15 protein-coding genes are annotated in these 13,054 nt (G+C 67.9%); 4 read left to right on the forward strand and 11 right to left on the reverse strand.

From position 1 onward, the window contains the following. Positions 1–218 precede the first annotated feature (218 nt). Entirely contained in the window at positions 219–1,226 is a 1,008-nt protein-coding gene (locus Afe05nite_RS07835; protein ID WP_239117638.1) for an LCP family protein, read from the forward strand. 10 nt (positions 1,227–1,236) lie between these two features. On the opposite strand, the gene Afe05nite_RS07840 is transcribed toward Afe05nite_RS07835, so the two are convergent. Both Afe05nite_RS07840 and Afe05nite_RS07845 read right to left on the reverse strand, forming a co-directional pair. Next, positions 1,237–1,761, reverse strand: coding sequence for a hypothetical protein (locus tag Afe05nite_RS07840; protein ID WP_203816321.1), 525 nt, complete (start codon positions 1,759–1,761; stop codon positions 1,237–1,239). Positions 1,762–1,805: 44 nt separating this feature from the next. Next, the gene (locus tag Afe05nite_RS07845) at positions 1,806–2,195 is read right to left on the reverse strand and encodes a helix-turn-helix domain-containing protein (protein ID WP_203816322.1); all 390 of its coding nucleotides are present in this window, start codon (positions 2,193–2,195) and stop codon (positions 1,806–1,808) included. 978 nt (positions 2,196–3,173) lie between these two features. Between Afe05nite_RS07845 and Afe05nite_RS07850 the strand changes: the two genes are divergently transcribed. Beyond that, positions 3,174–3,827, forward strand: coding sequence for an aggregation-promoting factor C-terminal-like domain-containing protein (locus Afe05nite_RS07850; protein ID WP_438867771.1), 654 nt, complete (start codon positions 3,174–3,176; stop codon positions 3,825–3,827). Positions 3,828–3,836: 9 nt separating this feature from the next. On the opposite strand, the gene Afe05nite_RS07855 is transcribed toward Afe05nite_RS07850, so the two are convergent. From Afe05nite_RS07855 to Afe05nite_RS07870, 4 genes are all read right to left on the reverse strand, one after another. After that, a complete protein-coding gene (locus Afe05nite_RS07855) occupies positions 3,837–4,427 on the reverse strand; it encodes a LytR C-terminal domain-containing protein (protein WP_203816324.1) in 591 nt (196 codons plus the stop codon). Then, positions 4,408–4,926: a SigE family RNA polymerase sigma factor gene (locus Afe05nite_RS07860; protein WP_203816325.1), complete on the reverse strand. Its 519-nt coding sequence runs from the start codon at positions 4,924–4,926 to the stop codon at positions 4,408–4,410. The genes Afe05nite_RS07855 and Afe05nite_RS07860 overlap by 20 nt, the downstream gene beginning before the upstream one ends. An 85-nt stretch (positions 4,927–5,011) precedes the next feature. Then, positions 5,012–5,950 (reverse strand): hypothetical protein, encoded by a 939-nt coding sequence (locus Afe05nite_RS07865; protein WP_203816326.1) that lies wholly within the window; start codon positions 5,948–5,950, stop codon positions 5,012–5,014. Between the two features lie 74 nt (positions 5,951–6,024). Beyond that, positions 6,025–6,873, reverse strand: a complete 849-nt coding sequence (locus Afe05nite_RS07870; protein ID WP_239117639.1) for a zinc-binding dehydrogenase — start codon at positions 6,871–6,873, stop codon at positions 6,025–6,027. Positions 6,874–7,162: 289 nt separating this feature from the next. On the opposite strand from Afe05nite_RS07870, the gene Afe05nite_RS07875 reads away from it, so the two are divergent. Beyond that, positions 7,163–7,930, forward strand: coding sequence for a helix-turn-helix transcriptional regulator (locus Afe05nite_RS07875; protein ID WP_203816328.1), 768 nt, complete (start codon positions 7,163–7,165; stop codon positions 7,928–7,930). Positions 7,931–7,934: 4 nt separating this feature from the next. Here Afe05nite_RS07875 and Afe05nite_RS07880 read toward each other — a convergent pair whose 3' ends face one another. The 3 genes from Afe05nite_RS07880 to Afe05nite_RS07890 all read right to left on the reverse strand — a co-directional run bounded on the left by Afe05nite_RS07880 (position 7,935) and on the right by Afe05nite_RS07890 (position 9,487). Continuing rightward, positions 7,935–8,330 (reverse strand): VOC family protein, encoded by a 396-nt coding sequence (locus Afe05nite_RS07880; protein WP_203816329.1) that lies wholly within the window; start codon positions 8,328–8,330, stop codon positions 7,935–7,937. 58 nt (positions 8,331–8,388) lie between these two features. Then, positions 8,389–8,706 (reverse strand): ArsR/SmtB family transcription factor, encoded by a 318-nt coding sequence (locus Afe05nite_RS07885; protein ID WP_203816330.1) that lies wholly within the window; start codon positions 8,704–8,706, stop codon positions 8,389–8,391. A 103-nt stretch (positions 8,707–8,809) separates the two neighbouring features. Then, the gene (locus Afe05nite_RS07890) at positions 8,810–9,487 is read right to left on the reverse strand and encodes an NADPH-dependent F420 reductase (protein ID WP_203816331.1); all 678 of its coding nucleotides are present in this window, start codon (positions 9,485–9,487) and stop codon (positions 8,810–8,812) included. A gap of 89 nt (positions 9,488–9,576) precedes the next feature. Here Afe05nite_RS07890 and Afe05nite_RS07895 point away from each other — a divergent pair, with 89 nt between their 5' ends. After that, on the forward strand, positions 9,577–9,888 hold the full coding sequence (locus Afe05nite_RS07895; protein ID WP_203816332.1) for a type II toxin-antitoxin system VapC family toxin: 312 nt from the start codon (positions 9,577–9,579) through the stop codon (positions 9,886–9,888). A gap of 128 nt (positions 9,889–10,016) precedes the next feature. On the opposite strand, the gene Afe05nite_RS07900 is transcribed toward Afe05nite_RS07895, so the two are convergent. Continuing rightward, positions 10,017–10,955 (reverse strand): helix-turn-helix domain-containing protein, encoded by a 939-nt coding sequence (locus tag Afe05nite_RS07900; RefSeq protein WP_239117640.1) that lies wholly within the window; start codon positions 10,953–10,955, stop codon positions 10,017–10,019. 710 nt (positions 10,956–11,665) lie between these two features. Continuing rightward, the gene (locus Afe05nite_RS07905) at positions 11,666–13,039 is read right to left on the reverse strand and encodes a hypothetical protein (protein ID WP_203816333.1); all 1,374 of its coding nucleotides are present in this window, start codon (positions 13,037–13,039) and stop codon (positions 11,666–11,668) included. Positions 13,040–13,054 lie beyond the last annotated feature (15 nt).

Raw genomic sequence — 13,054 nt, forward strand, 5'->3', positions numbered from 1 at the left:
GGAAACCCCACGTTGCGAGGGCTGGGCTGGGGGCTCGCTTGCGGGCGAGAGGGCGAGCCTCTGAACTCCTGGGCATCGCGTACGGCGGGCGGCGGCTGGGTAACTGGGCGGCAACCGGGGATGGGCTCACGGGACGACTAAGTCGGCCGATAGGTCTGGGGAGAAGTTCTCCCTGGGCAGAGGCGGTGTGAGTGGTTCGCTGGGTGAAAGCGTCGCTGGTGACCCTCACTGTCCTTGCCGCCCTCGCGGGTGCCGGTTTGGGCGCCTCCGTGCTCTATGCGGAGCATGTCGGCGGTCAGGTCGGGCGCGACGACGTGCTCGGGCAGGCGTCGGCGCTTCCGCGGATCACCAAGGGCTCCGAGTACGTGGTGATCACCGGGCCGTCCACGCAACCTGTCCCGGGCGTGCGCGCCGCGGAGAACTACCTGGTCCTCGGGGTCGACACGCGTGCCGGCTGGACGCAGGGCCAGTCCCGCAGCGACACGATCATGTTGGTGCACGTGGACGGCGATCGCCGGCACGCCGGCGTCGTGTCGTTCCCGCGTGACTCGTACGTCTACATACCGCCGGTCCCCGGCCATTGGGCCGGCGGCAAAACAAAGATCAACGCGGCCTACGCGTGGGGTGGTGCACCCCTGATGACCCAGGTGGTGAGCCACCTGACGGGGGTGAACATCGACCACGTCGTACGCGTCGACTTCGCCGCCATCCGCAAGATCACCGACATTGTCGGCGGGGTGGACGTGACCGTTCGCAAGACCGTGCGGGACGGCCGGACCGGCTACACGTTCAGGGCCGGCGTCAACCACCTCGACGGCAAGAAGGCCGAGATCTACGTACGCCAGCGGTACGGCCTCGCCGACGGCGACTTCGACCGGGTCCGCCGGCAGCAGCAGTACCTGCACGCGCTCACCGGCAAGGTGCTGTCGATGGGTGTGCTCACCAACCCCATCCGCCTCAACGAGTTGCTGTCCGAGGTGGCCAAGTCACTTGTCGTGGACGAGAACCTCGACCTCACCAGCACCGTCCGCCGACTGTCTCATCTCCGACAGGACGACCTGAGCTTCACCACGATCCCGAACACCGGCTTCGTGCACACGCCGGCCGGTACCGCCAACCGCCTGGACGTCGAAGGCTGCCGCGCCCTGTTCCTGGCTCTGCGCACCGACAAGATGACCGAATACTTCCGCACCCACAAGGGTTATCGGGCCATCACCGGCGCCTGACCCGCGGGGATCAACGCGGGGGTGGGTTGCGGCGTAGCGCGCGCACCTTGGCCTCGGGTGGCTCGGCGGCGGCCGTACGCATGCCGTTGAGATAGCCGTCGGTTTCCCGGCGTTCGCCGAACTCGGTTGTCAGGTCGGCCAGGCGGTCGGTCAGTGCGCTCAGGTCGCGCTCGCGGTCGGCGGCGATCTCCGTGCGCAGGCCGGCCAGCAGGTCACCGAGCTCGCCGGGCGGCGTGGGTGGCTGGGTGGCCCGGATCTGGCGCAGCACCTGATCGCGGGCGAACACCACGAGCACCGCGAGCCACGAGAGCACGAACAGTCCGGTCACGACCGAGATGACGGCGAGCGGCCGCAGGTCGGGCGGCGGGGGCGGCATCCCGTTCGGGCCGGGCCCCGGGGCCTGCCCCGACGGCATCGAGGCGAACAGGGTCACGACCAGCGCGCCGGTGGCCGCCGTGGCGATGATGATCGCGACCACGAGCAGCTTGCTGGTCTGTAAATTGAACACGCCTGCCACATGCGACCGTTCGGCCATGGTTGGAGGCTAGTGACCGAAGGCCGTTAACGCGAATGCGGTTGTCACCCGGACTTGCGACGGCGGAGCAGCCTCCGATATGGATCAAGCATCCGGTCGAGGACCGTTTCCAGCGCCTCCCGGTCGGCCCGCGGGATGGGCGAGTCGTCGGCGAGGAGCCGACCAAGCTCGTGGACCAGCGGATGGGCGGCGGGCGCGGCCGGGGCCGGACCGCTGAGCCGGTCGGGATAGGCGGCCAGCACCAGCTCGTTGATGCTGCGGCCGAGCACCGGGGCGATCCGCTCGATCGACTTGATGGTGGGCCGCTGCTCCTCGCTCAGCCAGCGCAGCACCACCGACGGGTCGGTGCCGACGGCGCGCGCGAAGTGGGTCGGCGTCGGGAAGCGGGCGGCGAGGATCGCTTCCTTCAGGTAGACGCCGAATCCGGTGGGCATCGGCAAAGCATAGGTGCGGATCGGGTACGCGACCCTCGCCGTTTCGAAGGATTGGCTCCGGCACCAAGCGCTGCTACCTTCATTGTCTCGATAACCAATGACCCGGGTGAGAGGTCGTGGGCAACGTGATTCGCGCGATGGTCCTGGTGGGCATCGCCGCGTGCGTGGCAGCGGCGGCGCTGATGCTCCTGCGCGTCCGATCCCGACAGCGACACCCGGCACCGGCTGCGTCGGGTGCTTCCGTGGCGGCGGAAGCACCCGACGCGGCATTCCCGCCGCCCCGGCCCCGCTACGACAACAGCGGCCGGCAGAACTACCGGCGAATCCGGGCTCAGTCCTTCTTGACCGACCGCTTGTGACCCTTCGCTTACCGGGCGAACACCGCTGGGCCGATTCGATCGGCCAACACCGCGCTTGCCGCCTACCGGCGAGGTCACCGCGACCCGGAACGACTTGATCTCCCGGCCCGGATGACCGACCAGGATCGTCGGGTTGTCGCGTCCGGCCTTCAGCAGCTCCGTGTCTCCCGGGTCCTCGCGAGGCCCGCAGGTCGGCGGCCAACTGCGCGACCGATGCCTGTGTCCGCGTCGCGGGATTCGGCGCGGTCTCGGGCGCGGCAGCATCCGTGGCCCGCAGCGTGCCCAGCTGCTCGGCCCGCGATTCGTTGTCGCCGGTCTTCACCTCGACGAGAGCGGTCCATTGACGCCGCCCGCGGCTCACCCGGATCAGGCCGTCGGGGAAGAACTTGCCGTCACCGAGATGGCACAGCGCGGTGACCTTCCGTGTGAAAGACCACCGTGGACAGTCGTTTCGGGGTCGTCTGGGTAACGGTCGGGCGGCTGTCGGTAACGGGTCCGGCGGGCCGTCGCGAATCGGGGCGGTGGCGTTTACCATTAGCGGCCGCATCATCTCCGACCCCCGACGAAGGGTTGCTTTGTGAATCGGGCTTTGAGCCGCATCGGCGTACGCTCCGTTTCCGTGGCATTGCTCGTCGCGGGCGTGGCCGGTGGCGCTTACCTGGGCAAGGATCACGAGGCGCAGCGCTTCTCCAACCGGGCGACGCTGGACGTGGCGCAGGTCGACGCGGACGACATGAATCTGTTGAAGCAGCGCCAGCGGGAGCATGTGGCGGCGCGGGCGTGGCAGCGGCAGGCCGAGGGTGACGCGGCGGTCAAGGCGGCGTCGGAGGCCCGGACCGCGGCGACCAAGGCCCACGACCTCGAGACGAAGATAGCCGCGGTGAAGAAGGCGGCCGCGGACCGGAAGAAGGCCGAGCAGAACGGCGGGCCGGTCCCCTATTCCGGGCCGATCCCGTCGAGCTGCAACGAGTACAGCGGGAGCCGCAAGATCGGGTGCGCCCTGACGCTCGAAGCCGGCTTCGGGCTCGACCAGTTCCCCTGCCTGGACAAGCTGTTCAAGAAGGAAAGCGGCTGGAACTACCGGGCCGAGAATCGCGGTTCCGGAGCGTACGGGATTCCGCAGGCCCTGCCCGGCAAGAAGATGGCCTCGAAGGGCGCCGACTGGAAGACCAATCCGGCGACGCAGATCAAGTGGGGCCTCAGCTACATCAAGGGCAAGTACGACACCCCGTGCAAGGCCTGGGCCTATTCGGAACGAGAGAACTCGTACTGACGGCCGGGTTCAGCATCCCGGCGGAGCGGACGGTCGGCCGACGGTCGCCAGGTTCTGGTTGATCTCCGTGGGGCTGGCCAGGCGGGTGAAGGCAGGCCCGAGCACCAGGTCGACGGTCGCGTCGGGGCGGCCCGGTTCGAACTGCATGCCGGCTTCGCCGACCACTTCGGCGCGTACGAGAGCGGCCGCACCGATCGCCGCGGGACCGTAACGCAGGACGGCTACGCCGACCGGCTGGGCGCTGGTCGCGCCGCGCAGCACCTTGAACTCGCGCGTCCGCAACCCGGAGACGGTGGCATCCACCAGTCCCGCCGGCGCCCCGCCGTCGAGCACCCGGATCTGAACCGCACCCGGCGACCCCGGCAGGGCGAGTACGCAGGACAGGGCCGGAAGGTCGGCGGTCGGTGCCACGGTCGGGTGCGGCCAGGCGAACGCGACACCTGTCGTCGCTACCACGGCGGCGCCGGCGGCGGTCATGGCCGCCAGCTGCCGGTTCCGGCGGCTGCGACCACGGGCCCGGACGGCGGCCGCCGGCAGCACCCGTAGGTCGCGTACGTCGTTCTCCAGGTCACGCAGCCGGTTACGTACGGAATGGGGCATTGCTTTCCTCCTGAAGGTCTTCCTCGAGCAGACGGGCGAGGGCGGTTCGCGCTCGGGACAGCCGGGCCTTGACCGTCCCCTCCGGGGCGCCGACCGTGCGGGCGATGTCATGGACACTCATGTCGAGCAGGTAGTGCAGTGCGACGACCTGCCGCTGGGCCGCCGGCAGTCGTTGCAACGCGTGGACCACCGCGACCCGGTCCGGCGACGGACCGCCGGTCATCGCCTCCGGTGGCCCCAGCCGGGCCCGAGCCGCGAGCCACCGCCGCAGCCCACGCCACCGGTTGACCATCAGCCGCCACGCCACCGACCGGACCCACGCCTCGGGATCGTCGTAGCCGGACACCTTGGGCCAGTGCTGCCAGGCCCGCGCGAACGCCTCCTGCGCCAGGTCCTGGGCCTCGGCCCGGTCGCCGCAGGCGGCGTAGAGGTAGAGCACGACACGCCGGACCGCGCCGACGTAGAAGCCGTCGAAGTCGGCACTGTCGTCGCCCGCCATGTTCCCGCTCTCTCTCGGTGCCCGCACACCTGAAGACACACCGCACCGGCCCGTCCGGTTACCCAGTGGCGAGAACTTTCGCCGATCAGGCCTTGCCCACGCGGCGCCGCAGCCAGACGAGCCCGGCCGCGGTGAGCAGAGCGCCGACGCTGAGGTCGTAACGACCGCCGAGCCCGACGAGCAGGTCCAGCAGGACGAAGAAGCCGACCACTCCCGTCACGACCGCCAGGCCGTCGGCGCCGAGCGCATCTGTGGTCGCCCATCGGCGCACCGCCAGGAACCCGCCGAGGAGCGGGACCAGCGTGCCGGCGACGCCGATCGCCCAGGCGAGACCGGTGACCGGAAGCGTGTAGACGAGCACGAAGTGGGCGGCGGTGCAGACGAACGCCAGCGAGCCCAGCAACCGCGGCCGGGGGCGGCCCGACCGGGGGCGGCCCGACCGCCGGACGACGTGCGGCCGGCCCGACAGCCACGCACCCAGAACGAACAACACCCCGACGGCCACCGCGGCGAGGATCGGGCCGGGCGGCGGATGCACATACTGGTCGTACGTCACGAACAGGACTGTCAACATCGCCGCACCGGCAACGGGCAGAGTCCACGGGCGGGTCCAGGGTCGCTCCCGATCGCCCGGGAACAGCCACGTGACGATCAGGACCGACGCGCACACGCTCACAGCCGCGTGGAAGGCGGTCAGGTGAGTGGCCAGGAGCACGCTGACGTCCCACACCCGCGAGTAGTCGCCGACCCCGGCCGTCCGGGCGTAACTGCGGTCGAACCAGAACCGGTCGACGAGCGCCTCTTCGAACACCCCGTAGGCGGCGCCGAGCAGGATCAGTCCGGGCAAGCCGAGCCGCCACCGGTAGGCGACCTCGCGACACAGCAGCGCCCCGCAGCCGTACAGCGCGACGAAAAGCAGCAGATTCCACGGCACCAGCAGTTCGAGCGGCGAGGTCGCGGTCGACAGCACCTCACCCATGAACGGCGACACGACGAGCAGCGCTACCACCGGACGCCATGCCATGACTAACCAAACCACGGCGGCGCAATCACCGGACCACCGAGTCGGGCTGCCCGCGGCCGAGCAGGGAACTTCGATCAGGGAACGAGGGCCACGAAGTCGAGGCCGGTGGTGCGTTCCGCCAGGTCGAGGGCGGCCGCGGGGTCGTCCAGGCCGACCGTCAGCGGCTCGAGCACGGACAGGTCCAGCAGGCCGGCGCGGATCAGGTTCCACACGGTGGTCACCGTCGCGTCGTCGGCCATCCAGGAGCCGCGCAGGGTGAGCCGGCGGTGCATCAGGTCGCCGTACGGAATGGCGAGTTCCTGCCGGACGCCGCCGATGAGCACCAGCGTGCCGCGCCCCCGCAGGCTGTCGTAGGCGGCCATGGTCGCGTCCGCCGTCAGGGTGGCACCGAGTGCGTCCAGCGCCACATCGACCGGGCCGATCCCCGCCGCGTCCCGGGTGCGGTCGCCGGTCAGCCGGTGGGTGCGCACGCGCGGGCCGAGCGCGGCCAGCCGGTCGAGCGCCGCGGCGTTGCGGCCCACCGCGGTGACCGTCGCGGCGCCCTCGGCGAGTGCCGTCAACACCGCCGCGCCACCCAGTTGGCCGGTCGCACCGAGCACCGCGACGTCACGGCCGGCCAGCGGGCCCGCCGCGTGCAGGCCGGCGGCGGCGAGGCACAGCCACGGCAGGAACGACAGGCGGGCGAGGTCCGGATAGTTCTCCGCCCCGGCCAGCTTGACGACCGTCTCCTTGGCGCAGAGAGCCTTCTCCGCGAAGACGCCGTCGCGCCACACGGTGCGCATCCGAGCCGTACGCTCGCTGCCCGCGCCGGAGCCGCCCAGGCCCACCCAGCCCACCAGGATCTCGTCGCCGTCACCCGCGTCGAGCAGCGCGGTGTCCACCACGACGTCGCCCGGCGCCACATGGAACACATCAGGCGCCACCGCGATCACCCGGGCGACGCAGGCCGGACCGAGAGTGAGCGGAACCGGAAGACTGCCCCGGTTACCCCTGACAACCACCTTCGTGTACGCCGGTAGATGGGCGGCGAGCACCTCCACAAGTACGCCACCGCCGGTCAACGTCGGTGACGGAACCTCACTGAGGCGTACGTCATCGCTCTCTGAAGCAACAGTCCAAGCTCGCATGAGGCAAGCCTTGCCGGGTTTTAAGCTGGTATCCAGAGCCGCTTTATTCTGGTACCAGTCCTTCTAGTACTGGCGGGAGTTCTCCGTGAGCAACGAGCTGGGCACCTTCCTCCGCAGCCGCCGAGAGCGGGTGAACCCGACCGACGTGGGCCTGCCGGCCACCGGGCGCCGGCGCACCCCTGGCCTGCGCCGCGAGGAACTGGCCCTGCTGGCCGGCATCAGCGCGACCTGGCTCACCTACCTCGAACAGGGCCGTGACGTGCGCCCCTCGGACCAGGTGCTCGACGCCCTGGCCCGCACGTTGCGGCTGACCGCCGCCGAACAGGAACACCTGCGTCGCCTGGCCACCGGCGACCCGACACGCGAGCCGGACGCCCCGGAAACAGCCGCCCCCGAGGTCGCCGGCATCCCGGCCCTCCTCGGCGACAACCCGGCTTACGTCACCGGCATCTGTTACGACGTTCTCGCCGTCAACGAGGCCGCAGCCGAGCTGTTCCGCGGCATGACCCCCGGCGGTAACGTCGTACGCTGGATCTTCACCGACCCGGCCGCCCGGGAGATCCTGATCGACTGGGAGCCGGAGGCCCGCCACATCCTGGCCCGCCTGCGCGCCATCGCGGGCCGGCATGCCGGCCACCCCCGCGTGACCCGCCTGGTGGCCGAACTGTCCGAGGCCAGCCCTGAGGTCCGCACGTGGTGGCCGCAGTACGACATCCAGTTCAGCCATGCGGGCCGCAAGCGCCTACGGCATCCCCGGCTGGGCGCCGTCACCGTGCCCCACGCCGCCTTCCACGTCGCCGAACACCCCGAGCAGACGCTGGTGATCTACCACCTGCCGCCCGGCACGCCCTAGCTGCTCAGTCGTCCCCCGGCTCGCCGGCGATCTTGGCAAGATCCCAGGTGGACAGGCAGAACGGGTGGCCGGCCGGATCGGCGTAGACGAAGCAGTGGTCGGAGTTCGGCTGGAAGTCGAAGCGGGTGGCGCCGGCGGCGAGGACCCGCGCCTCGGCGGCTACCAGGTCGTCGACGAAGAAGTCGAGGTGCATCTGCATCGGTACGGCGCCGTCCGGCCACACCGGGGGGCGGAAGTCGTCGACCTGCTGAAAGCCGATGGCCGTGCCGGGTCCGGTGACGGACGCCCAGCGCGAGTCTCCGCGCACCACGCCGCCGGTGATGACGGCGTAGAACCTGGCCAACGCGACAGCGTCCGGCGCGTTGACCGTGACACCGCTGAACCTGATCGTGTCGGACATCAGTGGAGCCCACCCTGCTTGTCACGCGTCTCGTCCAACGGCCGCATACTCCCGATCTTCACTTCCGCTCCTTCTTTCCGCGGGCGATCTCCGTGTGCAGGGCGTCCAGTCGATTCCGCCAGAGCGCGCGGTACGGCTCCAACCACTGATCCACCTCGACCAACGCCTCCGGCCGGAGGGAGTAGACGCGACGCTGGGCGTCCTGACGCACGTCGACCAGACCGACCTCCCGCAGCACCCGCAGGTGCCGGGACACCCCCGGCCGGGCGATGGGAAGGGCCTCCGCGAGCTGGCCGGCCGTCGCCGGTCGATGGCGGAGGAGCTCGAGCATCGTGCGCCGGCTCGGGTCGGCCAGTGCTTGCAGAACGGCATCCATGATGCCGATGAGCGTAACCAGATGGGTACGTAACAGCAAGGGTACATAGCCCGGGGCCTCCGGGGGGCACTGAGCCCCGAAGGCGAAGGCCCCGGTCCGGACGTCAGGCCGCGGTGGGCTTCGCCGCGGCGAGTGCTTCGCGTACGACCTGCGCGTTTGCCGGCGTACCGGGGGCTACCCCGTAGGTGCCGTAGGGCGTCACGTAGACCGGGGTGTCGCGCTGAGTACGCCAGTTCTCAGCGAGCGGGCCCGCGTCCACCGTGTCGAAGCCGAGACTGTCGAACAGCTCGGTGACCGCCTGCTTGGCGGCCGCGTCGTCACCGGCGATCGGCAGCGCCGACCGGTCCGCGCTGCCCGCCGGCCGCGCCTGGGACTGCAGGTGGCCGTACCAGATGTTGTTGAAGCCCTTCACCACGCGGGCGCTCGGCAGGTGCTTCTGCAGCAGCTCCCCGGTGGTGCTGGAACCGTTCTCCAGTTCGTCGATGACACCGTCGCGGTCCGGGTAGTAGTTGTTGGTGTCGATGACCACCTTGCCGGCCAGCGGCTCCACCGGAACCTCCCGGTACGCCCGCAGCGGCACAGTCACCACCACGATGTCACCGGCCGCGGCCGCCTCCGCGGGGGTCGCGGCACGTGCCTTCTCCCCCAGCTCGGACACCAGGTCCTGCAGGGTCTGCGGGCCGCGGGAGTTGCTCAGCACCACGTCGTGACCGGCGGCAACCGCCAGCCGCGCCACGGTGCTGCCGATGTTGCCACTGCCGATAAGTCCAATAGTCGTCATATCTGGCGAAACCTCGGCACTCCCCCCACCGATTCCGGCCGACCGCCCACCGTGACAGGCGGCACAGGCCCTCGGCGATCTTGCAGCGGGTGCGAGTTGGTCATTCGAGCCGACAGACGGAGTACGCGCTCGACGTCTACGTCAGCGCCGCACCGAGATGGGAGGTTGCGATCAAGCAGGCAATCGGCAAACTCGAACCTGAGGACCTCCCCGAGCGCGTCCGCGACAGCGGCTTCCGCCACCTGGACATCACGTCCGCCCACGGCATCGCAGCGGCCCGCCTCCCGCAGATTGGCTTCGTTCGCGAGTTTGGGCGCCAGATGTTCGCGACTTTCGGCGCCACTTTGCCGGCGCCGATCGCCGCAATGTTCGCGAGAACCGGCACCACTCGCGGATCGTGACCACCCGTTGGCGGCAGCGATCCCTCAGAATCCCGCTCACGCTGCGTACAAGCGATCATGAAACCACCCTGAGCGTGGATGCGCGGATCAATCGACGAGCGCGCATCCGTTGCACAGGTCAGCGTCGATCACGGCTCGGAGTGGTGTTGGAGAGCCTCGGTGAACCAGGTGAAGATCGGGGCGAGCGAGGTCGTGGTGGGCGAGCCGTTGATAGTGGTGATCAGGTGCCAGTACCGCTCCACCCGTGGATCATTGGCAATGGCCAGTCGGGTCGAGAGTTTGGTGCGGTACGCGCCGCTGTCGGTGGCCCCGAACGTATCCGCGTACCGAGCGACCAGCTCGGCAACCACCGGCGCAGCCTGTGCTGACGCCGGCTGAACCCCGTCGGCGATCGCCGCCGCAACACGCTCGGCGACGTGGACGGTCAGCTCGTGATGCAGCCCTGTCTGGTCACCGTCGGCGCGTTCGGCCGCCTGGTATTCGGCCATCCGCCGGACACTGGCTCTGAAGTCGTTGTCCTGTACCAGCTCCGCCAGCTCGATCCAGCACTCGACCTGCTCGGCGGTCGGGTCGTCCGGCAGGTCCGGCACCGCCGAACGCAGCAGCTCCACCAGTTGCGGGTTGGCGTCGATGCCGCCGTATGTGCTGTCGACGAAGTCATGAATGAGTCGGTGACGTTCGGCCTCGGACAGTTGCACGATGCGGTGCATAAGTTCCATCTCCTCAGGGCTGGAGTTCCTTTTTGCCACCACACGAAGGACCGCTCGGCGCAGTCGAAGTAGCCGGATCTGCAGGTCAAGAGCCTCGGCGTGGGCGGCTGCGGCCTGCGACACGGTGATCTCGTCGGCGAGTATCCGCAGGATGCTGGCCAGATCGACACCGAGTTCGCGCAATGTGCGGATGAGTTCAAGACGAGCAACGGCGGCCACGTCATAACGGCGATGGTTGGCGGAACTACGGTGTGTGGGTGGCAGAACGCCGGCATCGGAGTAGAACCTGATCGTGCGTACCGACAGACCGGTCCGCCGAGCCAGGTCCCCGATCGAGTACAGCGTCCCGTGATCCACGCCGACAAGCCTCCAGCCTCCACCAGGTGGAGATACAACTCCGCCGATCATCTTGATCCGGCAGCGAAGACAGAAACGGCCTCGCCGACGCAGCCGCGACGTGGATTTCACCGATGCGCGCGAGCGGGTCTCGCTGAGGGTGGAGCCCAAACTCGCGAACAAAACCACGCAGATCCACCGCGACCCGTTCGACCGAATGCTGATCGCCCAGGCAAAAGCGGAACACCTGGCGCTGGTCACCCGCAACACCCAGATCGCAAAGTACGACCTCGAAATCCTGCCGGGCCGACACGGCATTTCGGGGCACACAGCGCCAGCGCAGCCTGGCCAACGTCGGCGGCGCGGACCTCCACGCGCTGGGCTGGTCATCCTGGCCTGGACCGGTTCGCGCCAGCAGGTGAGTCCGGCGGTGCCCCGTTCACATCAACTACTGCACGTCAGCTTGCTGATCGGTCAGGGTTGTGGCTCTCACCGCTGCGGGCGGACCGAACACAAGCACCGACCGCAACGGTCGCGCCGTGGGGTTTCAGGGGGCTCGGCCCCCGGAGCAGACATGACGAGGGGCCGCGGTCCGCGCTTTCCGCGGACACACGGCCCCTGTACCTCGTGGACCTACTGTCGGCTTACTCGAACTCGACGATGCTTCCCGAGCAGGCGCAAACCATCAGAAACTGCCTTCAACGCTCGCCGGCGCGGTGAGGCGCCAAAGCCTAGACCTTGGGGCGCGAGAACTGAAAACGACTCACGCTCACACTATCTTGCGGCATGCCTAGGTTCTGTTGAGCTAGGAGCGTGAGCACACTCTTCCCCGTACCCAATGGAAGCGAAGACGCCGAGTGTGCCAAAGCTACCGGAATCACAGCATCCGGGTACAGTCGCGTTTGCAAGCTATCCAACGACTCAAGCGTTGCCCGAAGAGTTGGGTACGACTCCCACGACTCCGAAGCTTGACGAGCAAATCCGCTGGCCCCATCGAACGATGGTTTCTCATACGGCGGGCCACCTGGGACTCTTGGGACAGTCACGACGAGCACTTCACCCGTCGTCGTTCTGTACAGGAAGCGACGACCATAAAACTCATCTTTGCCGTAGAAGTGATCCTCAGGCTGGTTAACTATGTGTCGGTTAACGTAGGGAGTATCAAGCATCATCACATGCCCGGGCAATATTGCCTCACGTATAGCGTGGGCATGGTCGACGAATCGGCCCGTCTTTTCTATGCCAACAAGTAGAGGCGGCGCAAGATCCTCGCGCTCCAGGCCAGCACAGAGCTGCTCCCAGTAGGAAGAGAACTGAGATTTCATCGGGGCGATCGGGCCATAGACGGCCAATGGGCCATCGGTTATGAATAGCCCATTTGACAAGCTCTTGCGACTTGTGCGATAAAAACCATCAAGATAAGAAACGAGCAGTAACCGTTCTGAAATATTCATCGCCCGGGTCAGGGTTAGGACATTCGACGAATCCTCAGCGAACTCCTCGTATATGCGTAACACGTCCGTAACATAAAGAGGCGAGCCGCAAAGCGGCTCATTGCAGTGCGAGCCTTCAATATCTACGAAGTTCCCGACGCCGATCCCTGCTGAACCACAAACTGGACACTTGCTCAGCTTGATTGAGCTCGCAGGCGATCCGGGTGCTCCATGAATGGTGAGCAGCGCGTCCGTAAGGGAAAAAGGCGGCCCGAAATCAGTAATGCGCGAGGAGGCAAAAGCACGTTCAAGCTCAATTCTCAGGCTTCCGCTACCGCTCGCTCCGCCTACGAACACATTTGATCCGGGGAGCACACTGTTTACGGTCTGCGTGACTTGCGCCCTTTCCAACTCTCTTACGTCGAGCAACCCATCGTTCGCAGCACCAAGAAACCTCAATATATCGACGTAAACGCCTGCAATTTGAAAAAACCCAACACGAATGGAGGGATAGCCCGCCTTCGCTTCGACCTCTTGGCTCGAACCATCGAACGCCAGCGCAAACGCCGGAGCGGGTCGCCGTTCAAGCGGTAGGTCTGAAACGGCAACACACCGAGCCGTGATTTCGCTTTCGTCCGGATCAGCCAAGGAAGGGATATCCCAGTTCTTCAACGCATCAGCGACAGC

Origin of the sequence: Paractinoplanes ferrugineus, from assembly GCF_016862195.1 — a bacterium.
GTDB classification, from domain to species: Bacteria; Actinomycetota; Actinomycetes; order Mycobacteriales; family Micromonosporaceae; genus Actinoplanes; species Actinoplanes ferrugineus.

Excerpts from the sequence above, each read along its gene's own strand:
- Afe05nite_RS07860 (WP_203816325.1), bottom strand. The coding sequence starts at position 4,926 with ATGGCGGGCGACGACAGTGCCGACTTCGACGGCTTCTACGTCGGCGCG.
- Afe05nite_RS07845 (WP_203816322.1), bottom strand. The coding sequence starts at position 2,195 with ATGCCCACCGGATTCGGCGTCTACCTGAAGGAAGCGATCCTCGCCGCC.
- Afe05nite_RS07890 (WP_203816331.1), bottom strand. The coding sequence starts at position 9,487 with ATGACGACTATTGGACTTATCGGCAGTGGCAACATCGGCAGCACCGTG.
- Afe05nite_RS07840 (WP_203816321.1), bottom strand. The coding sequence starts at position 1,761 with ATGGCCGAACGGTCGCATGTGGCAGGCGTGTTCAATTTACAGACCAGC.
- Afe05nite_RS07880 (WP_203816329.1), bottom strand. The coding sequence starts at position 8,330 with ATGTCCGACACGATCAGGTTCAGCGGTGTCACGGTCAACGCGCCGGAC.
- Afe05nite_RS07855 (WP_203816324.1), bottom strand. The coding sequence starts at position 4,427 with ATGCCCCATTCCGTACGTAACCGGCTGCGTGACCTGGAGAACGACGTA.
- Afe05nite_RS07885 (WP_203816330.1), bottom strand. The coding sequence starts at position 8,706 with ATGGATGCCGTTCTGCAAGCACTGGCCGACCCGAGCCGGCGCACGATG.
- Afe05nite_RS07865 (WP_203816326.1), bottom strand. The coding sequence starts at position 5,950 with ATGGCATGGCGTCCGGTGGTAGCGCTGCTCGTCGTGTCGCCGTTCATG.